The sequence below is a fragment of the Stenotrophomonas sp. HMWF023 genome (genome assembly GCF_003060985.1).
GTDB lineage: Bacteria > Pseudomonadota > Gammaproteobacteria > Xanthomonadales > Xanthomonadaceae > Stenotrophomonas > Stenotrophomonas lactitubi.
The window spans coordinates 8,271-28,174 of record NZ_QAIJ01000320.1 but is presented as its reverse complement, the minus strand read 5'-3'; the positions used below and the strand labels follow the sequence as shown (position 1 = coordinate 28,174).

Here is a 19,904-nt window from a genome sequence, read left to right as displayed (position 1 = left end):
GCTCTACCATAGCCACCCCCTTTCCGGTCCTGCCCGCATGAGCAAGAACAGCCAGTGGATCGTCGGCGTCAACGCCGTCGCCTCCTCCATCGAGAACGACGCCGAGAACGTCCGCGAAGTGCTGGTCGAGGCCGGTGCGAAGAACCCGCGCCTGACCGAGATCGAGGAAAACGCCCGCCGCAAGGGCATCGACGTGCGCAAGGTCAACAGCCAGGCGCTGGACGGCGTGGGCGGTTCGGTGCGCCACCAGGGCGTGGCCGCGCGTTATGCCGCCGCCCGCACCTACAACGAGAACGAGCTGGAAGGCCTGGTCACCGCTGCGGAAGGCAAGGCCCTGCTGCTGGTGCTGGACGAGGTGCAGGACCCGCACAACCTCGGCGCCTGCCTGCGCTCGGCCGCTGCGGCCGGTGCAACCGCCGTGATCATTCCCAAGGACAAGTCGGCCACGGTCAATGCCACCGTGCGCAAGACCTCGGCCGGCGCTGCCGACCGTATTCCGGTGGTGGCGGTGACCAACCTGTCGCGCTGCCTGAAGGACCTGCAGAAGCAGGGCGTGTGGATCTACGGTCTGGCCGGTGAGGCTACTGCGTCGCTGTACCAGCTGGACCTGAAGGGCAACATCGCCCTGGTGCTGGGCGGCGAAGCCGATGGCCTGCGCCGCCTGACCCGCGAGAACTGCGACGGTCTGGTCAAGATTCCGATGCCGGGCGAGATCGAAAGCCTGAACGTCTCGGTCGCTGCCGGCGTCAGCCTGTTCGAGGTCGTGCGCCAGCGCGGTTGATCAGGCAACCGTCCCTGTAGAGCCGAGCCCACGCTCGGCTGTCGCTCACCGCGCGGCACCGGCATCGAGACGAAAAGCAGCCGAGCGTGGGCTCGGCTCTACAGAAGACGTCACCCCGCGCTGCCGCCCAGTGCCTTGAACAGGGTCACGTCGTTGTTCAACTGGCTCTGCCGCACCCGCGCCAGTGACAGCTCCGCATCGCGGCGGGTCTGCTGCGCTTCCAGCCAGGTGCGCAGGTCGGTGGCACCCACGCGATAGCGCACTTCCTGCGCGCGCTCCACTTCCACCGCTTCGTCGTAGGACGCCTGCGAGGCAGTCACCTGGCGCAGCAGCTGCTCACGTGCGGACAGGGCGTTGTCCACCTCCGACAGCGCGGTGTATAGCGTCTTGCGGAAGTTGGTGGCGGCGATCTGGTAGTTGGTACCGGCCACGTCCGTATCCAGTTGCGCGCGCTGCAGGTTGAGGAAGGGCAGCGACAGGCCAGCCCCGAGCGTCGCCACCGGATTGCGCAGTACATCGCCCAGCGAGGTCGCGCTGGAACCCAGGCTGCCGGTAAGACTCAATGCCGGGTAGTACTGGGTAGCGGTCACCCGGATCGTCTTCAGGCTGTTGCGCAGCCGCAGTTCGGCCGCGCGCAGGTCGGGGCGGCGGCCGAGCAGGTCGGCCGGCAGGCCTTCTGCAATGGTCGGGCTCTGCGCTTCCAGCAGGTTCTGCGGTTCGTCCTGCTGCGGCCACGGCGTGCCATCCAGCAGCACGGTCAGCGCATTGCGCACTTCCACCCGCTGTTGCTCCAGCGCGCTCTGCGCCGAACGCTGCGACTGCAGGTTCTGCAGTGCCTGGCGTACTTCCAGCCGCGATACCGCACCGGCATCGAAGCGTGCCTGCACCAGTTCATGCGTGCGCTGCAGTCGTTCGAGGTTGGCCTGGCCGGTGGCGATGGACTGGTTGAGGTAGGCCAGTGCCCAGTACTGGTTGATGACATCGCCGATCACCAGCAGGGCGGTGTTCTGCCGGTCTTCTTCGCTGGCCTGTGCCTCCCAGCGGGCGATGTCGCGCTGGCTGCGCAGGCGGCCCCACAGGTCGACTTCCCACCCCAGCGACACACCGGTGGAGTAGCTGCGGCGCCAGTCGTCGGCCTGGTCGGTGGCGCGGCTGCCACTGCCGCTCACCCCGGACGACGAAGGCTGCGGCCACAGCGCGTTGCTGGCCAGCCCGGCCTGCAGGCGTGCACGCTGCACGGCCAGGCCGGCAGCGCCGAGGTCGCTGTTGGCGGTCAGCGACTGCGCGACCAGGCGGTCCAGGCGCTCATCGCCGAAGCCGGTCCACCAGTTGTCCTGGCGGATGTCGCGGGCCGGGGTGCCCAGGCCGCTGCGCGGGTCGTCGGCCGGCGCGTTGAGGGTCGCATCGCCACGACCATAGGTGGCGGCAACGCTGGGGTCTTCAACCGGATAGCGGCCCACCGAAGCGCAGGCGGAGAGTGCAAACAGCACGGCGCCGGCCAGCAGCAGGCGCGAGGGAGCGGGGAAGGGCAGTCGGGTCATCATCTTCATTCGCGGGCCAGGGCCTCCACCGGGTCGAGCTGGGCGGCACTGCGTGCCGGCAGGAAGCCGAACGCCACACCGATCAGGGTTGAACAGGCGAAGGCGGCAATGATTGAAGCGGTGGAGAACAGCACCTGGAAATCGCTGGCGAAACGGCCGATCAACACGCCCATCAGCAGTGCCAGGCCGATGCCGAGCAATCCGCCGAGCAGGCACACCAGCACCGCTTCGATCAGGAACTGCTGGCGGATGTCGCTCTGCCGCGCCCCCACCGCCATGCGCACGCCGATCTCGCGGGTACGCTCGGTCACCGAGACCAGCATGATGTTCATCACGCCGATGCCACCGACCAGCAGCGCGATGGCGGCAATGGCGCCGATCAGCAGGGTCATCGTGCGCGTGGTCTGTTCGATGGTGTCGCGGATCTCGGCGCTGTTGCTGAGGAAGAAGTCCTCGGTGCCGTGGCGCATGGTCAGCAGCCGGGTGATCGCTTCCTGAGCCGCATCCATCGGCGTTTCATCGTTCACCCGCACGGTGATGCTGGAAACGTGGCTCTGCCCGAGCATGCGCGACATCACCGTGGTGTAGGGCACGAACACGCTCAGGCTGGTGCTGCCGCCGAAACCGAAGCTCTGCTTCTTGGCCACGCCGACCACGCGCACCGGCACGTTGCCCAGCAGGATCACCTGGCCGATCGGGTCGCTGTCAGGGAAGAACTGGGTGCGCGTGTTCTCATCGATCACCGCCACCTGGCCGAGTCCCTTCACCGCATCGGTGTCGAAGAAGCTGCCGCTGAGCAGGCTCACGCCCTTCACCCGGAAGTACTGCTCGCCGACGCCGCTGATCTGCGCGGTGGCCGACTGGTTGCGGTAGCGCGCGGTGACCGAACTGGACACGCTGGGGGTGGCACTGTCGACGTAGCTCTGCCGCGACAGGGCATCGGCATCGCTGGCCTTGAGGGTCTGCACCCGCGCCGAACGCATGTCGCCGAATCCGCGACCGGGATAGACGTCGATGGTGTTGGTACCCAGTGCGCTGATGTTCTGCAGGATCTGCTGCTGCGAGCCGTTGCCCAGTGCCACCACCGATACCACCGAAGCGATGCCGATGATGATGCCGAGCATGGTCAGGAAGGTGCGCAGGCGATGGGCGTTCATCGCCAGCAGGGCCATCCGGAACGCTTCGGTGAAGCGGTCGCGGGCGGCCTGCCAGCTGCTGCCATGGGCGACGCCCGTGCTCGGCTCGCGTTGCGCACGGTAGCTGGGCGCGGCCGGATTGGCGCGATCGGCGATGATCTCGCCGTCGCGGATCTCGATGATGCGCTGTGCGTGCTCGGCCACGCTCATGTCGTGGGTGACGATGATGATGGTGTGGCCTTCGGCATGCAGCTCGCCGAGGATGGCCATCACCTCTTCGCCGGATTTCGTATCCAGGGCGCCGGTCGGTTCGTCGGCCAGGATCACCTCGCCACCGTTCATCAGCGCACGCGCGATCGACACGCGTTGCTGCTGGCCACCGGACAGCTGCCCGGGCTTGTGGTGCATGCGGTCGGCCAGGCCGAGGCGCTGCAGCAGCTGCTCGGCACGCGCGGTGCGCACCGGGCCGGGACTGCCGGCATAGACGGCCGGCACGGCCACATTGCCGCGCGCGTCGAGATCCCCCAGCAGGTGGTAGCGCTGGAAGATGAAACCGAAGTGCTCGCGACGCAGCTCGGCCAACTCGTCGGGCGCCATTTTCCCGGTTTCGCGGCCCGCCACCTGGTAGCTGCCACGGGTCGGGCGGTCCAGGCAGCCGAGGATGTTCATCAGCGTGGACTTGCCCGAGCCGGACTGGCCGACGATCGCCACCATCTCACCGGCATGGATGTCCAGGTTGACGTCGCGCAGCACGGCGATGACGTCCTCGCCGGCCGGGAATTCGCGTCGCAGGTCGCGCAGGCGCAGCAGCGGCGCCGTCGTGCTCATCGGCGCCCCATGCCCGGGCCGCCGACCCGCATCTGCATGCCGCCGCGGTTGCCGCCGCCAGCGGCTGCCGCAGCGCCGCCTTCACCGACCACCACGCGCTCGCCTTCCTTCAGGCCGGACAGGACCTCGACGTTGGCGCCGTTGTTGATGCCGACCTTGACCTTGCGTGGCTGCGGCTGGCCCTTGTCATCGACCACCCGCACGATGCGCTCGCCGTCGCGCGACTTCGGACCCAGTGCAACGGCCGGCACCATCAGCACGCCCTTGGCCTGCTTGAGCAGCACCGATACCTGTGCGGTCATGTCGATGCGCAGGGTGCCATCGGGGTTTTCCACGTCGAACAACGCGTTGTAGTAGACCGCGCTGCTGGAGCTGGAACTGGACGAACTGCTGGAACTGGACGAACTCTCGTTGGCGATCGACGCCGGCGCCGGATTGATCTGCCGCAGCGTGGCGTGGTACTTGCGGTCCGGGTCGCCCAGCGTGGTGAAGTACACCGGCATGCCGGCCTTGATCTTGACCACGTCGGCCTCGGAGACCTCGGCGTTGACGGTCACTACATCCAGCCGTGCCAGCATCACGATGGTCGGTGCGGTCTGGTTGGCGTTCACCGTGCGGCCTTCCTCGGCCACCACCGCCACCACGGTGCCATCCATCGGCGCGACGATGCGGGTATAGGCCAGGTTGGCACGGGCGGTGCCCAGTTCGGTTTCGCGGCCCTTGATCTGCGCCTCGTAGGACTGCAGCTGCGCACGCGCGGTCTTCAGCTGGGCCTCGGCGGCATCGTATTCCTGGCGCGAGGTGGCTTCGGCCGCCAGCATCTGCTGCTGGCGTGCAAACTCCAGTTCGGCCTGGCGAAGGGTGGCCTGCTGCACCGCGCGCTGCGCGGTCACCTGGTCCAGCGAGGCCTGCGCGTTGAGCACCTGGTTCTGCTGGGTGGTGGCATCGATCTCGGCGATCAGGTCACCTTCCTTCACTGTATCGCCCAGCTGCACCTTCAGCGACTTGATCTGGCCGGAGGCCTGCGCACCGACGCTGACCAGCTTGTAGGCGTCGATCACGCCGGTCGCTTCCACCGTCTGTTCGATGTCGCCGCGGCTGACCGGGGTGGTCGCCAGGGCCGGTGCGGACGGCTTGCGCAGCAGCCACCAGGCGGACACAGCGGCGATCAGGACAAGCAGGGCGATCAACATCAGGCGACCCTTGCGGGTCGCGGGCAACAGGCGGGAGATCACGTGGCAGCTTCACTCTGGGGGCCGCAGTGGCGGCGTTGGTGGGCATTGTGAAGATCGAGCGACGCTGTGCTCAATCCTCGGGGTGTGTCTCTATGTAACACTGTCGCCGAGACTGCGTATCAGCAGGTATCCCGCACTACGGGGGATACAGTGGTACGCATTGGCCTGGATGCGGTTCAGCTGCCGACACGGGATGATCGCGACATGGAGACTGAAAACCCGATGCACCGTTTGCTGATCGTCGATGACGACAACGATATCCGCACCCTGCTGGCCGAGCAGCTTGGCCGCGCTGGCTACCAGGTCAGCACCGCCGCCGATGGCACCAGCATGCGCCAGCTGCTGGAACGCGAACACGTGGACCTGATCGTGCTCGACCTCAACCTGCCACGCGAAGATGGGCTGACCCTGTGCCGCGACCTCCGCGCGCGCTCGAACACGCCGGTGATCATGCTCACCGCGCGCGCCGAGCCGATCGACCGCGTGCTCGGCCTGGAAATGGGTGCAGACGACTACCTGGCCAAGCCGTTCGAACCGCGCGAACTGCTGGCGCGCATCCGCAACGTGCTGCGCCGTACCGAAGCGCTGCCGGCCAACCTGGAACCGCTGGCAGTGCGCCGTGCGCGTTTCTCGCGCTGGATCTTCGACCTGGAGCATCGCCACCTGGTCGACCCGGACGGGCGCGTGGTGGTGCTGTCCGGCGCCGAGTTCCGCCTGCTGCGGGTGTTCATCGCCCATGCCAACAAGGTGCTCTCGCGGGAGCAGCTGGTGGCCCTCAGCAGCGGCCGCAACTATGAAGCGCAGGACCGCGCCATCGACCTGCAGGTCAGCCGGCTGCGCAACAAGCTGGCCGACGATGGCGGCCCCGATGGCCTGATCAAGACCGTGCGCAACGAAGGCTACGTGCTGGCCTCGGCCGTCAACCTGGAATAAGCCGCGATGAATCGCCTGCGCCACTTCCTGTCCTCGATGGTCGGACGGCTGTTCGTGATCCTGCTGCTGGGCATGAGCGTGGCCGCGATCGGCGCGACCATGCTGGCCAGTTCCAAGCGGCAGCAGGAATTCGAGCGGCAGAACCTGAACCGCATCGCCGATCGCCTGCAGGGTTACATCAACCTGCTCGACGGCAACCCGGAGCTGCGCGAACGGCTGCTGGAGATCGGTGGCCCCAGCGTGCGCGCACTGCAGCCCGGCGCGCGCATCGGGCGCGCCGACAAGGCGCTGATGGAAGTACTGGAGGACCGCCCGGGCCCGGTGTCGCGGGCGCATGTGCACTTCGCCTCGTTCCGTTCGTGCATTCCCAAGCTGCAGGACCTGCTGCCGCCGCCGCCGCCGGGCCACCGCAAGCCGCCACGCGAACGCGATCCCACCTTCATTCCACCCAAGTGCCGGGCGGTGGACGTGGTGCTCAACGACGGCACGTTGCTGAAGCTCGCTCTGGATTCGCCGGCGATCGCACACAACGGCATTCTCGCCGTGGACCCGCTGTTCCTGACCCTGCTGGTGCTGGCCATTGCCGTGCTGGCGTACGTGGTTGCACGCATGGCCAGCGCGCCACTGCAGGAGCTGGCGGCAGCCGCCGAGGACCTCGGCGATGACCTGCAGCGGGCGCCATTGCCGCTGCGCGGGCCGCGTGAAGTGCAGCGCGCCGCCGAGGCCTTCAATGCCATGCAGCATCGGCTGCAGCGCCACCTGGCCGAACGTACGCAGATGCTGGCGGCGATCACCCATGACCTGCAGACGCCGCTGACCCGGCTGCGCCTGCGCCTGGAAAACGTGACCGACGAGACCTTGCGCGAGCGCCTGATCGGCGACTTGGCCGCGATGCAGGCGCTGGTGCGCGAGGGTCTGGAACTGGCCCGAAGTGCGGAGAGTGCCGAACAGCGCGCGGCGCTGGACCTGGATTCGCTGCTGGAAAGCATCGTCGAGGACACCGCCGAGGACGGTGCCGACGTCGTCTTCGAAGGCCGCAGCGGCGCGGTGCTGATGCTGCGCCCGTTGGCGATGCATCGCCTGTTCTCCAACCTGGTGGACAACGCGGTGATGTACGCGCAACGCGCCCGCGTGCGCGTCGAGCGCGGCGAGGGCACGATCACGGTGGTCATCGCCGATGACGGCCCCGGGCTGGCGGATGACCAGCTGGAAGCGGTGTTCGACCCGTTCGTGCGGGTGGAGACCTCACGTTCGCGCGAGACCGGTGGTGCCGGCCTGGGCCTGACCATCGCCCGCGCGCTGGCCGAAAAGGATGGGGGCCGACTGTGGTTGCGCAACCGTCCCGAGGGTGGGCTGGAAGCGGTGGTGCAGTGGTCGACCAGCGCCGAGGCGCGGTAGCAGTGGGGATCGGCACCCGGGCCCGGCTGTGCCGGATGCGGTGACGCCGACGACAGGGTTTGCCCTATCATCTGCGTACTTCCCCATTCTTCGTCCGATGAGCCTGCCCGTTCCTGCCGGCATGCCGCCCTGCGCGGTGCGGCCATTTCTGTTCGCGTCTGCCGCCACCGCCACCGCCGGCATCCGCAGCTGGCCGCCGCCGCTGCGCTGATGGGCGGACAGGGGGCGGAAAGGCGCCGGGCGGGGCGCCACGCGGAGAGGATCGGTCGCCTGCTGCGACTGGGCATGCTGTGGCTGCTGCTGGCGATAGCCGCGCCGCTGGCCGCGCAGAGTGGCGCACCGCCGCTGCGCGACTACGCCATCGACGTGTGGACCTCGCGCAATGGGTTGCCGCACAACTCGCTGCGCGACATCGCGCAGACCCCGGAAGGCCACTTGTGGTTCGCCACCTGGGAAGGCCTGGTGCGCTACAACGGCCTGGATTTCACCGTGTTCGACCGCAGCACGCGGCCAGGACTGCGCGACAACGGCATCGGCGCGCTGCTGGTCGACGCGCAGGGCGGACTGTGGATCAGCGACTCGCGGGGCAATGTCAGCCATCGTGGCAGCGATGGCCAGTGGCGGGTCTGGGAGCATCAGCCGGATACGCCGCAGGTGCTGATCCAGTCCATGCAGATGGACAGCCAGGGGCGCCTGTGGCTGCTGTATGAAGGCAAGGGCATCGCCTATCTGACCCCGGACAAGGGCATCGTCTACCAGCGCCCACCACCCGACCTGCCGCTGGCGATGAGCTTCACCAAGATGGCGGTCGACGCGCAGGACCGGGTCTGGATCGGCACTCTCGACGGCCTGGTGCTGCGTGAAAACGACGGCGTGCTGCAGCGCGCGCCGGCGGCGTGGGGCGTGGACAAGGGCCTGTCGTGGCCCTATCGCGCACCCGATGGCGCGCTGTGGATCGTCGCGGGCGAGCGCCTGTACCGGGTGGAGGATGATCGTCTGGTGCTGGTGCACCGGCTGCCTGGCCAGCTGCACTTGACCGCCATGCTGCAGGACCGCCATGGCGACCTGTGGCTGGGTACCGAAAATCAGGGCCTGCTGCGCATCTCGGCGCATGGGCTGGAGCGCCTGCCGGCCGGTCTGAACCTGCCCGGCGGGCGGGTGGTCAGCCTGCGCGAAGACGCCGAGGGCAGCATCTGGGTGGGTGCCAACGGCGGCCTGTATCGCCTGCGCGAAACGCTGTTCAGCAGTTACACCGAACGCGACGGCCTGAGCGGTGACTACGTGCGCACGGTGCTCGAAGACCGTGACCGCCACCTGTGGGTGGGCAGTGCCAGCGGCCTGGACCTGCAGACCGCCGACGGTCGATTCCGCGCGATGCCGCTGCACAACCGCGGTGGCAAGGCGCCCTCGGTACTGAGCCTGGCCCAGGATGCTGGCGGCGATCTGTGGGTGGGCACGTTCGGCGACGGCATCTACCGCTTGCACGCCGATGGACGGCTTCGCCACAACTACGCTGCGGCCGATGGCCTGCCCGGCGGCAACATCCGTGCGATCAGCATCGCGCCTGATGGCGTGGTCTGGGCGGGGACGCAGAAGGGCGTGGTCCGCATCGAGGGCGACCAGGTGAGCGTGCCCACGGTTGCGGGCATGCCGGGGGGGCTGACCACCGCGCTGGAACACGATCACCAGGGAAATCTGTGGATCGGCACCATTGAAGGCATTCGCGTGCTGCGTGGTGATCGGGTGCAGTCGATCGACCTGGCGCCGCTGGGCGGTGGCCGCAGCGTATTCGGTTTCCACCAGATCGGCGATGCGATGTGGATCAGCAGTGACCGTGGGCTGTACCGCTGGCAGCGGGGCACGCTGGCGCGCGTGGGCCTGGAGCAGGGCATGCCGGTGGATGCGGTGTTCCAGCTGGTGCCCGACCGCCTGGGCAATGTGTGGATCAGCAGCAACCGCGGTGTCCTGCGTACCGATATGGCCACGCTCAACGCCGTGGCCGACGGACGCGCGCCGCGGGTAACCGTGGAGCGTTACAACGAAATCGACGGCATGGCCAATGCGCAGGCCAACGGCAGCTCCGGACCCTCGGCGATCCTGCGCCAGGACGGCACGTTCTGGGTGGTGACCGCCGGTGGCCTGAGCACGGTCGATCCGCAGCGGCTGCAGCGTTTCCGCGAGCGTCCGGCGCCGCCTGCGGCGATCGAGAACGTGCAGGTGGACGGTGCGCCGGTGCACTGGGAAGGCCGCGAGCGCAACCTGATTCCCGGTGGGCGACGGCTTGCGGTGAGCTACGTGGGCCTGAGCTACCTGATGTCAGACCGCATCCGCTACCGCACGCGGCTGGAGGGTCTGGACAACGGCTGGGTGGAGCGTGGCCCGCAGCGCAGCGTGGAGTTCGTCGGCCTGCCGCCGGGCGACTACACGCTGCACGTGGCCGCTTCGCACCCGGGCGGCAGCTGGGGCCATCAGGAAGCAGTGTGGAGCTTCACTGTCGAGCCGTTCTGGTGGCAGCGGCGCAGCGTGCAGGCGCTGACCGGACTGGTGCTGCTGGCCGCGCTGGTGGCGCTGTACCGCTTCCTGCTGAAGCAGTACAAGGCCAGCAACCTGCGCCTGGCACGGCGCGTGGACGAGGCAACTTTCGACCTGCAGGCGCAGACCGTGCACCTGCAGGCGTTGAACCAGGAAAAGACCGAGCTGGCCGAGCGCCTGGCGCGGCAGGCCGAGGCATTCGAACGACAGGCCCGCGAGGATGCGCTGACCCGGTTGGCCAATCGCCGCGGTTTCGACGAGGCGCTGGCCCGCGATTTCGCCCGCGCCCAGCGCAGCGGCCATCCGCTGTGCCTGGTGGTGCTGGACATCGACCACTTCAAGGACGTCAACGACCAGCACAGCCACAGCATTGGTGATGCGGTACTGGTTGAAGTAGCCCAGGTGATCGCAGCGGCCAGCCGCGATTCGGACCTGCCGGCACGCACCGGCGGCGAAGAATTCGCGCTGCTGCTCAATGACACCCGGCTGGAGGAGGCAGCGCAACTGTGCGCGCGCCTGCGCGGCCTGTTCCATGACCATCCGGACTGGGCCGGCATACCCGGCCTGCGGGTCACCTTCAGTGCCGGCCTGGTGGAACTGGATGGCGACGACCGCACCCCGGCGCTGCTGTACCAGCGTGCCGACCGTGCGTTGTACCGCGCGAAGAGCGACGGCCGCGATCGTACGAGCATCGGTTGATCCAGTGCGAAGCATCCACGCATGGCGTGGATCTACTGGAGTGCCGTACCAACGGTCGGCACCCACCAAAGAAGTGACTCACCACAGAGGCACCCGCAGCCCCCATCGAGCGCAGCGACCCGCTGTTGCTACCGCTTTTCTGATCTTTCCGTGGCGCCCAGGAAACTGTCGAAGGCCGGGCAGGGTGGGTTCGCGGGGGTATCCGCGCCATGGATGGCGCGGCTAAGCCTCCAGGGACGGATTCACGGCGTCCCCCGCGAACCCACCTTGCCCGGCCCAACCGATGAATCGCTGTCAGCCCGCCACGAGGGGCTCCGCCGTTGGCCGCCTTACCGCGGCCAGGCGTTGGCGATCGTGCAGAACAACCGCGCCGTCTGCTCGGTGTCGTACACCGCGCTGTGTGCCTCGTTGGCATCCCAGCCCAGCCCGGCGGCCGTGGCCGCGCGCGCCAGCACGGTCTGACCGTAGGCGATGCCCGCCAGGGTGACCGTATCGAACACGCTGAACGGATGGAACGGATTGCGCTTGTGCCCGGTACGGGCGACCGCCGCGTTGACGAAGCCCAGGTCGAAATGGGCGTTGTGGCCGACCAGGATCGCGCGCTGGCAGCCGTACTTCTTCATCGCAGCACGCACCGGAGTGAAGACGTGATCCAGCGCCGCCTTCTCTTCCTTGGCCAGCCGGAACGGATGGTCGAGGATTATGCCGGTTACTTCCAGCGACTTCGGGTCGATCTCCAGACCCTCGGCCGGCACCACGTGGGCGCTGGCGGTCTGGCCGGGGTAGAGCAGGCCGTTCTCGTCCATCTCGATCGGCACGGCAGCGATTTCCAGCAGCGCGTTGCGCTGGCTGTCGAAGCCGCCGGTTTCAACATCCACCACCACCGGCAGGAAGCCGCGGAAGCGTTGTGACATCGCGCGCTGCGCCTGGGGTACGTCGGAAACAGGGGCGGCGGCAGGTGCGGAAGTGGGGTCAGTCATGTACGGATTCTAGCAGAGCGACCCTGAGCGCCCGGGATCCCGCCAGGTGCCAACCTTGGTTGGCACACTGCGCGCCGACCAAGGTCGGCGTCTACCGGACCGCGGGCTGCGCCGTGGGGTCCGATGGATACCAGCGTGCCAGCACTGCATCCACGCTCAGGCGCCCGGCGCCGATGAACAGCAGCGGCAGCAGCATCGCCATGAACAGCAGCGGCAGTTTGAAGTTGCCAAAGCCCTGGTCGCTGATCGCATAGCCCATCGCCAGATCGCCCAGCGAGCCCCATTCGGCTGGCAGATGCACCGCGTACGTGGCCACGACCGTCAGCACCAGCAGGCTGGCAGCGGCAAAACGGGTACCGAAGCCGAACAGCAGGCAGGCTGCGCCCAGCAGCTCGAACCAGGTGGCCAACTGCCAGTTCAGCGCAGCGGGCAACTGGTCGAAGGGGAAGGGGAACGCGCCCTGCAGGTCGGCGAACCAGTTCTCGCCGTGCAGTTTCTCGCGCCCGGACTCGAAAAATTCCCAGGCCAGCAGTATGCGCAGGCCAAGCGGGGCCAACCACGGGGCGAAACGGTCCAGCTGGCCGCAGGCTGCGGCCAGGATCGGGGTCTTCATGAGGGAATCTCCGGGAAGGGGTGTCAGGGTGAAGCGCGGAGCGGACCGATCACGCCAGCACGCAGGAACTGCTGCAGCAGTTGCGCACCCGGGGCGGCCAGGGTCTCGGGATCGAGGTGGTGCAGGACGGCCAGTTGCTGCAGCTGTTGTTGGCCGGTGGCCCCGGGCGCCTCGCCGATCAGGGTCAGCAGGTGCACCGCCAGACTGGTCAGGGTGGCAAAGCGCACCGCACCATCGGCATCGCGCCGTACCAGCAGGCCGGTGGGCTCTGCCGGTGGTTGCAACGGTGCATCGTCGCTACCCAGTTGATGCACCGGCCAGCGATACAGCAGCGGCCAGGCCAGTGGCGAGCGCCGCAACGGCACCTGCAACGGATCGACGTCGCCCGTTTCCGGCAGCGGATCAGCCTGCAGCTGGTACAGCGCAGTCTCCACCCACTCGTAGTGGGCCAGTTCGGCGAGCGCTGGATGCGGCAGCTCCGGTTGCACCTGCAGCCACTGCACGAACTCTGCAGCCAGCTCGGTGAACAGCGGCGCCTGGCAGCGATGGCTGGCGAAATAGTGGCGTACCAGCGCACTCCAGGCCGGTTCGCCAAGCAGGCGCACGCAGACCGGGAAGCCGTTGCTCAACAACCCCAGCAGATTGTTGAACAGCAGGCGTTCGTACACCGCCACCCGACGCGGGTCCATGCCGGGCGGTGCCGGTACCTGCGCCGGGTCGCGCAGGTGTGCGGTGAACGCATGCTGCTGGCTGCGCAGTCGTTCGGGGGCGTCAGCCATGGGCGGCTCCGGCATGCACGGCCTGCAGGCGGTGGATGGTCTGCAGTTCGCCCCGCAGCTCGGCGTAAGGCGGGAAATTGAAGTCGCGTTCGAGCAGGGTAGGGCGTGGGCCGATGCGGGCGTAGGTGCGCGCCAGCAGATCCCACACCGGGTCGATCACCGGGCTGCCGTGGGTGTCGATCTTCAGGTCCGGAGCGTCGTCCAGATGCCCGGCCACGTGCAGGCAGACGATGCGCTGCGCGGGTAGGCCGGCAATGAAGGTATCGGTGTCGTAGCCGTGATTGCAGGCATTGACGTACACGTTGTTGACGTCCAACAGCAGATCGCAGTCGGCCTCGGCCAGCACCGCATTGGTGAAGGCCAGTTCGTCCATCATCGGCTCCGGCGCCAGGTAGTACGACACGTTTTCCACGGCGATGCGGCGGCCGAGAATGTCCTGTACGCGGGCGATGCGTGCAGCGGTGTGGCGTACCGCTTCATCGGTGAAAGGAATCGGCAGCAGGTCGTACAGATGGCCCTCGTCGCTGCAGTAGCTCAGGTGTTCGCTGTACAGCGGCACCCGGTGTTGCTCAAGAAAGGCACCCACCTGCGCCAGCAGCTGGGTGTCCAACGCTGCGCTGCCGCCCAGTGACATCGACAGGCCATGGCAGCTCAATGGATGGCGCGTCGCCAGTTCGGCCAGCGCGTCACCGGCGGGGCCACCGACACCGATCCAGTTCTCCGGCGCGCACTCGAGGAAATCGAAATCGCCGGCTGGTGCATCGCGCAGGTCCTGCAGCAGGGCGCGGCGCAGGCCCAGGCCCACGGCCGCCGCGGGAAGCGGCGACCGCGGGTGGACGACGCCGGTGCGGACGTCAGTGCTTGGCACCGCACTTGCCTTCGCCGCACTTGCCTTCGGCCGACTTCTTGTCGCCGCCGGTCTTGGCCTTGGCGTCGGCACCGGCCGCTGCCTTGCCCTTGTCGCCGCCACACTTGCCCTCAGCACTCTTGCCGTCGGCGCCACACTTGCCTTCGGCATGCTTGGCCGCGTCGGCGGATTTCGCATCGGTCGCCTTCGCGTCGGTGGCCTTGGCCGCCTGGCCGGCAACCAGATAGCCCTGGGCGAGGTCGCTCATGCTCAGGGCCGAGGCGGAGGCAGTCATGCCGAGGCCTGCGGCCAGGGCGGTGGCGGTCAGCAGGGACAGGGTCTTGTTGGAGGTGCTCATCGGTCGTGCTCCTGGGTGGTGGGCGGCTGCCCGTGGTGAAGCAATGGTGCAGCGATCCTACTCAACGAATCCTCGCCGGGAATTCAAATTTTCGTGAGAAGTATTACAACGCCAACAAAAAGGCCGCTGTCGCGAGGACAGCGGCCACCCTGGAGTCGAATCCGGTGTTGCAGTGCAGTATCAGATATCGCCGGCGCTGGAGGTCTCGTCGCGCTTCTGGCGCGGCGGCAGCGGCTGTTCGCCGTGCACCAGGAACCACACGTTCTCGGCGATGTTGGTGGCGTGGTCACCCACGCGCTCCAGGTTCTTGGCCATGAACAGCAGATGGGTGCACGGGGTGATGTTACGCGGGTCTTCCATCATGTAGGTCAGCAGCTCGCGGAACAGCGCGGTGTACTGCGCATCCAGGCGGGCGTCGTCCTCGCGCAGTTCCAGTGCGGCATCGGCATCGTTGTCGCGGTACGCGGCGATGGCGCGGCGGACCTGCTGCGCAGCAAGCCGGCCGAGGGAACGCAGGCCCTGGATCTGCGGCAGCGGCGGCACCTTGCCCAGCGCGATGGAGCGCTTGGCGACGTTGGCCGCGTAGTCGCCGATGCGTTCGATATCGGCGGGAATGCGCAGGCCGGCAAGAATCTCGCGCAGGTCGCGTGCCATCGGGCCGCGCAGCGCCAGACGCATCACGTCGTGGCTGATCTGCTGTTCCAGCGAATCGATCGCTTCATCGTTGGCGATGATGCGATGGGCGGCGTTCTCGTCGCGCTTCTCGATGACGTCCATCGACGCCTCCAGCTGGGCGACGGCCATCTCGCCCATGCGCACGATTTCGGCCACCAGGCGCTGCTGCTCTTCGTCGTAGCTTTTGACGATGTGGTCGTTGGGAAGGTTCATGTTCTGCAATCCAGGTAGAGCCAGGCCGCGCCTGGCTGGGACATGTGGCGAAGCGTCAGCGCCGATCAGCCAAAGCGACCGGTGATGTAATCCTCGGTCTGCTGCTTGGACGGCTGCGAGAAGATCACTTCGGTGCGGTCGTGCTCGATCAGGTCGCCCAGGTACATGAAGGCGGTGTAATCGGACACGCGGGCGGCCTGCTGCATGTTGTGGGTGACGATCACGATGGTGTACTCGTGCTTCAGTTCTTCCACCAGCTGCTCGATGCGGCTGGTGGAGATCGGATCCAGCGCCGAAGTCGGCTCGTCCAGCAGCAGCACCGACGGCCGCAGGGCCACGGCACGGGCGATGCACAGACGCTGCTGCTGGCCGCCGGACAGGCCCAGCGCGCTCTGGTTGAGCTTGTCCTTTACTTCGTCCCACAGTGCGCCCTGGCGCAGTGCGTGCTCGACACGGTCGGCCATGTCCGCCTTGGACAGCTTCTCGTGGTGGCGGATGCCGTAGGCCACGTTCTCGAAGATGGTCATCGGGAACGGCACCGGCTTCTGGAACACCATGCCGACCTTGCTGCGCAGGCGGTTCATCGGGTACTTCGGCGACAGGATGTTCTCGCCGTCGAGGATCACCTCACCGCGCGCTTCCAGCTTCGGGTACAGCGCGTAGATGCGGTTGAAGATGCGCAGCAGGGTCGACTTGCCGCAACCGGAGGGACCGATCAGCGCAGTCACGCGCTTTTCCGGGATCTCCAGGTTGATGCCCTTCAGGGCATGGAACTTGTCGTAGTAGAAGTCCAGTCCACGCGCGGCGAGCTTGACCGGTGCCGGAGCGTGCAGGTTCTCGTGCGAGGCCGGCACCACGATGCGCTGCATCGGCACGGCGTTGGAAAGGTCGTTCATGGCGGTATCCACGGAAAGGTCAGTCATGGGAGATACGGTTGCGCAGCAGGAAGCCGCGAGCGGCGAGGCTGACCAGCAACACGAAGACAGTCAGCACCAGGGCACCTGCCCAGGCCAGCACCTGCCAGGATTCATACGGGCTGCCGGCGAACTGGTTCATCACCACCGGCACCGAGGCCATCGGCTGGAACACGTTGCTGTTCCAGTACTGGTTGCCGAACGCGGTGAACAGCAGCGGTGCGGTCTCGCCGGAAATGCGCGCCAGCGCCAGCAGGATGCCGGTGACGATGCCGGCCGAGGCACTGCGGTACAGCACCTGCACGATCACCTTCCACTGCGGGATGCCCAGCGACAGGGCCGCTTCGCGCATCTGCGAAGGCACCAGGCGCAGCATCTCGTCGGTGGTACGCACCACCACCGGCAGCACGATGAAGGCCAGCGACAGCGCACCTGCGAACGCGGAGAAGCTGCCGCCGGTCTGCATCACGTACAGGGTGTAGACGAACAGGCCCAGCACGATGGACGGCGCCGACAGCAGGATGTCGTTGACGAAGCGGACCACGGTGCCGGCCTTGCGGGCGTTGCCGTACTCGGCCAGCCAGGTACCGGCCAGCACGCCCAGCGGGGTGCCGATGCCGATCGCCAGCGCACACATCACCGCGCTGCCGAAGAAGGCATTGGCAAGACCGCCTTCCTGCATCGGCGGCGGTGTCATCTTGGTGAACAGATCCAGGTTGATGCCGGCCAGGCCCTTGGAGGCCAGGGTGAACAGGATCCAGCCGAGGAAGAACAGGCCGAACAACGCAGTGGCGCAGGACATCGCGATGGCGATGACATTGCCGATGCGGCGGCGCAGGTACAGGGAGTCAGCGGTGCTGGACATCAGTTGCCCTCCTTGCGGGACAGGCGCATCAGCATCAGGCGGGCGATGGCGAGCACCACGAAGGTGACGATGAAGAGGACGAAGCCGAGCAGCAGCAGCGCCGAGCGGTAGGTTTCAGTGGCCTCGCCGAAGTCGTTGGCGATCAACGCGGCGATGGTGGTGCCCGGTTCCAGCAGCGACGGCGACAGGCGCACGCTGTTGCCGATCACGAAGGCAACGGCCATCGTCTCGCCCAGTGCGCGGCCGAGGCCGAGGAACACGCCACCGATGACCGCCGAGCGGGTGTAGGGCAGCACGATGTCCCAGCTGACTTCCCACTTGGTGGAACCCAGCGCGTAGGCCGATTCCTTCAGGCGCGTCGGCACGGTCAGGAACACTTCGCGCATCACCGAGGAGATGAAGGGGATGACCATGATCGCCAGCACGAAGCCGGCGGTGAGCATGCCGATGCCCAGCGGCGGGCCCTGGAACACCGGGCCGATGATCGGCCATTCGCCCAGGGTTTCGTTGAGGAACGGGGTGACGTACTCGGTCATCACCGGCACCAGCACGAACAGGCCCCACATGCCGTAGATGATGGAGGGAATGCCCGCCAGCAGTTCGATGGCGGTACCGACCGGACCCCGCAGCCAGCGCGGTGCTACTTCGGTGAGGAAGAAGGCGATGCCGAAGCTGACCGGTACGGCGATGACCATCGCGATCAGCGCGGTGACCAGGGTGCCGTAGATCGGGGCGAGGGCGCCGAATTTGTTTTCGACCGGATTCCAGTCGGAAGAGAAGAAGAAGCTCAGGCCCTGCACCTGCAGGGCGTGGCGACCACCCCACAGCATCGACAGTGCGGCGCAGGCCAGTGCGATCAGGACGAAGATGACGGTGCCGACCAGCACCCATCGGAACAGTTTGTCGTTGCGGGCATCACGCGTATCACGCGTGGACGGGGCGGCTACAGGCTGGGCGATGGCATTCATGGGGACGGCAGGGCCAGGAAGGGGCGGGGCAGCACGATGTTCAGGAGACGGTGCCCGCACGTGGCGGGCACCGTCGGGTCCATCACTTCAGTTCGGTCGCCCAGGAGGCTTCGATCTGCTTGACCAGTTCGGCCGGCAGCGGCACGTAGTGCAGTTCGTTGGCCTGGGTCTGGCCGCTTTCGAAGGCCCACTTGAAGAAGGCCAGCGCATCCTGGTTGCGCTTGGCATCCTTCGGCTTCTTCTGCATCAGCATGAAGTTGGTGGCGGTGATCGGCCACGCCTGCTCGCCCGGTGCGTTGGTGATGACCAGGTTGAAGTCCTTGGCGCTGGCCCAGTCGGCGCTGGCGGCAGCGGCGGCGAAGGTTTCAGCGTTCGGCTGCACCCAGGTGCCGGCAGCGTTCTGCAGCGAGGCGTACGGCATCGCGTTCTGCAGGGCGTAGGCCAGTTCGACGTAGCCGATCGAGCCCTTGATCTGCTTCACGTACGAAGCGACGCCTTCATTGCCCTTGCCACCCACACCGTCCGGCCACTGCACCGAGGTGCCTTCGCCGACCTTGCTCTTCCACTCCGGGTTGACCTTGGACAGGTAGTTGGAGAAGTTGAAGGTGGTGCCCGAACCATCCGAACGGTGGACGATGGTGATCTTGCCGTCCGGCAGGGTCACGCCCGGGTTGGCGGCGACGATGGCCGGGTCGTTCCAGGTCTTGACCTTGCCCAGGAAGATGTCGGCGAGCAGGGCGCCACTGAGACGCAGCTTGCCGGCTTCCAGGCCGTCGATGTTGACCACCGGGACCACGCCGCCGATGGCCGACGGGAACTGGGCCAGGCCGGCCTGGGCCAGCTCGTCGCTGCTCAGCGGCTTGTCGGAGGAACCGAAATCAACGGTGCCGGCCTTGATCTGGGCGATGCCACCACCGGAACCGATCGACTGGTAGTTGATCTTGGCGCCGGTGGCGGTGTTGTAGTCGGCCGACCACTTGGACACCAGCGGGAAGATGAAGGAGGCGCCAGCACCGGAGACCTCAGCGGTCACCTTGTCGCCGGCAGCGGCCGGAGCAGCGGCGCCGTCAGCGGCCGGCTGCTGTGCGGCCTGCTTGTCGCCACCGCAGGCAGACAGGCCCAGGGCGATGGCCAGGGAAAGGGCGGCAAGGCTGGCCGAGTGCAGTTTCATGGTCACTCCATAGCGGGGTAGAGCCGACGGCGTCGGCGGATGCGGCTATGAAATGATGTTTTTGTTACAACCGTATGACGTCCATGACAGAGGTGTCCTGGATCACGTTCTGGCAAGGGTTTCGGCGGAATCACGGTTGGCCGCCGGGCCGGCTGACGGCGCCAACTGCGCTTCTGCGCGGTTGCCGGCGCGACGGCCAGAACGTTGCAGGCCACGCGTTGCCATTGCCGTTGCCCTTGCTCCTGCTCCTGCCTTCCATGACCCCACCGCGCCCCCGATGGACTGTCGGAAGGCGGTGGGCCGGGCTGCGCAGGACCGTCCACGGCATGGATGCCGTGGCCGAGCCCCCACGGACGGGTTCACGGCGTGTCCTGCGCAGCCCGGCCCATCGCCGCAACAACAGATCAACGGAAGCGCAGCGCTCTTCACGACCAACCC

At 67.2% G+C, this 19,904-nt stretch carries 17 protein-coding genes; 4 read left to right on the top strand and 13 right to left on the bottom strand.

Going from position 1 to position 19,904, the window contains the following annotated elements:
• Nucleotides 1-37 precede the first annotated feature (37 nt).
• Complete coding sequence (gene rlmB, locus DBR20_RS19625) at nucleotides 38-781, top strand: 23S rRNA (guanosine(2251)-2'-O)-methyltransferase RlmB (RefSeq protein ID WP_089239900.1); 744 nt, start codon at nucleotides 38-40, stop codon at nucleotides 779-781.
• 110 nt (nucleotides 782-891) lie between these two features.
• On the opposite strand, the gene DBR20_RS19620 is transcribed toward rlmB, so the two are convergent.
• The 3 genes from DBR20_RS19620 to DBR20_RS19610 are packed head-to-tail and all read right to left on the bottom strand — an operon-like array spanning nucleotide 892 to nucleotide 5,521.
• Nucleotides 892-2,331, bottom strand: a complete 1,440-nt coding sequence (locus DBR20_RS19620; protein WP_108267839.1) for a TolC family protein — start codon at nucleotides 2,329-2,331, stop codon at nucleotides 892-894.
• On the bottom strand, nucleotides 2,328-4,286 hold the full coding sequence (locus DBR20_RS19615) for a MacB family efflux pump subunit (RefSeq protein WP_108267837.1): 1,959 nt from the start codon (nucleotides 4,284-4,286) through the stop codon (nucleotides 2,328-2,330). The genes DBR20_RS19620 and DBR20_RS19615 overlap by 4 nt, the downstream gene beginning before the upstream one ends.
• Nucleotides 4,283-5,521 (bottom strand): efflux RND transporter periplasmic adaptor subunit, encoded by a 1,239-nt coding sequence (locus tag DBR20_RS19610; protein WP_108267835.1) that lies wholly within the window; start codon nucleotides 5,519-5,521, stop codon nucleotides 4,283-4,285. The genes DBR20_RS19615 and DBR20_RS19610 overlap by 4 nt, the downstream gene beginning before the upstream one ends.
• Before the next feature lie 204 nt (nucleotides 5,522-5,725).
• Here DBR20_RS19610 and DBR20_RS19605 point away from each other — a divergent pair, with 204 nt between their 5' ends.
• The 3 genes from DBR20_RS19605 (at nucleotide 5,726) to DBR20_RS19595 (ending at nucleotide 11,083) form a co-directional block, all read left to right on the top strand.
• On the top strand, nucleotides 5,726-6,454 hold the full coding sequence (locus tag DBR20_RS19605) for a response regulator (RefSeq protein WP_025875399.1): 729 nt from the start codon (nucleotides 5,726-5,728) through the stop codon (nucleotides 6,452-6,454).
• Nucleotides 6,455-6,460: 6 nt separating this feature from the next.
• Nucleotides 6,461-7,852 carry an ATP-binding protein gene (locus DBR20_RS19600; RefSeq protein ID WP_100552039.1) on the top strand — a complete coding sequence of 464 codons (1,392 nt, stop codon included), beginning with the start codon at nucleotides 6,461-6,463 and terminating at the stop codon, nucleotides 7,850-7,852.
• A gap of 285 nt (nucleotides 7,853-8,137) precedes the next feature.
• Nucleotides 8,138-11,083, top strand: a complete 2,946-nt coding sequence (locus DBR20_RS19595; protein ID WP_258223432.1) for a ligand-binding sensor domain-containing diguanylate cyclase — start codon at nucleotides 8,138-8,140, stop codon at nucleotides 11,081-11,083.
• Nucleotides 11,084-11,412: 329 nt separating this feature from the next.
• Here the strand turns inward: DBR20_RS19595 and rnt are convergent, their stop codons facing one another.
• From rnt to pstS, 10 genes are all read right to left on the bottom strand, one after another.
• Nucleotides 11,413-11,997: a ribonuclease T gene (gene rnt, locus DBR20_RS19590; protein ID WP_032951815.1), complete on the bottom strand. Its 585-nt coding sequence runs from the start codon at nucleotides 11,995-11,997 to the stop codon at nucleotides 11,413-11,415.
• Between the two features lie 157 nt (nucleotides 11,998-12,154).
• Nucleotides 12,155-12,676, bottom strand: coding sequence for a DoxX family protein (locus DBR20_RS19585; RefSeq protein ID WP_108267831.1), 522 nt, complete (start codon nucleotides 12,674-12,676; stop codon nucleotides 12,155-12,157).
• Nucleotides 12,677-12,699: 23 nt separating this feature from the next.
• Nucleotides 12,700-13,455 (bottom strand): putative DNA-binding domain-containing protein, encoded by a 756-nt coding sequence (locus DBR20_RS19580; RefSeq protein WP_108267858.1) that lies wholly within the window; start codon nucleotides 13,453-13,455, stop codon nucleotides 12,700-12,702.
• A complete protein-coding gene (locus tag DBR20_RS19575; protein ID WP_108267829.1) occupies nucleotides 13,448-14,323 on the bottom strand; it encodes a DUF692 domain-containing protein in 876 nt (291 codons plus the stop codon). Before DBR20_RS19575 ends, DBR20_RS19580 begins: the two co-directional genes overlap by 8 nt.
• A complete protein-coding gene (locus DBR20_RS19570; RefSeq protein ID WP_108267827.1) occupies nucleotides 14,310-14,660 on the bottom strand; it encodes a hypothetical protein in 351 nt (116 codons plus the stop codon). Before DBR20_RS19570 ends, DBR20_RS19575 begins: the two co-directional genes overlap by 14 nt.
• A gap of 180 nt (nucleotides 14,661-14,840) precedes the next feature.
• Nucleotides 14,841-15,548, bottom strand: coding sequence for a phosphate signaling complex protein PhoU (gene phoU, locus DBR20_RS19565; protein WP_108267825.1), 708 nt, complete (start codon nucleotides 15,546-15,548; stop codon nucleotides 14,841-14,843).
• A 65-nt stretch (nucleotides 15,549-15,613) separates the two neighbouring features.
• On the bottom strand, nucleotides 15,614-16,444 hold the full coding sequence (pstB, locus tag DBR20_RS19560; protein WP_025875381.1) for a phosphate ABC transporter ATP-binding protein PstB: 831 nt from the start codon (nucleotides 16,442-16,444) through the stop codon (nucleotides 15,614-15,616).
• A 19-nt stretch (nucleotides 16,445-16,463) separates the two neighbouring features.
• The gene (gene pstA / locus DBR20_RS19555) at nucleotides 16,464-17,327 is read right to left on the bottom strand and encodes a phosphate ABC transporter permease PstA (protein ID WP_108267823.1); all 864 of its coding nucleotides are present in this window, start codon (nucleotides 17,325-17,327) and stop codon (nucleotides 16,464-16,466) included.
• Nucleotides 17,327-18,295: a phosphate ABC transporter permease subunit PstC gene (gene pstC, locus DBR20_RS19550; RefSeq protein WP_033830733.1), complete on the bottom strand. Its 969-nt coding sequence runs from the start codon at nucleotides 18,293-18,295 to the stop codon at nucleotides 17,327-17,329. Before pstC ends, pstA begins: the two co-directional genes overlap by 1 nt.
• Nucleotides 18,296-18,377: 82 nt before the next feature.
• Complete coding sequence (gene pstS / locus DBR20_RS19545) at nucleotides 18,378-19,466, bottom strand: phosphate ABC transporter substrate-binding protein PstS (protein ID WP_108267821.1); 1,089 nt, start codon at nucleotides 19,464-19,466, stop codon at nucleotides 18,378-18,380.
• Nucleotides 19,467-19,904: the final 438 nt, after the last annotated feature.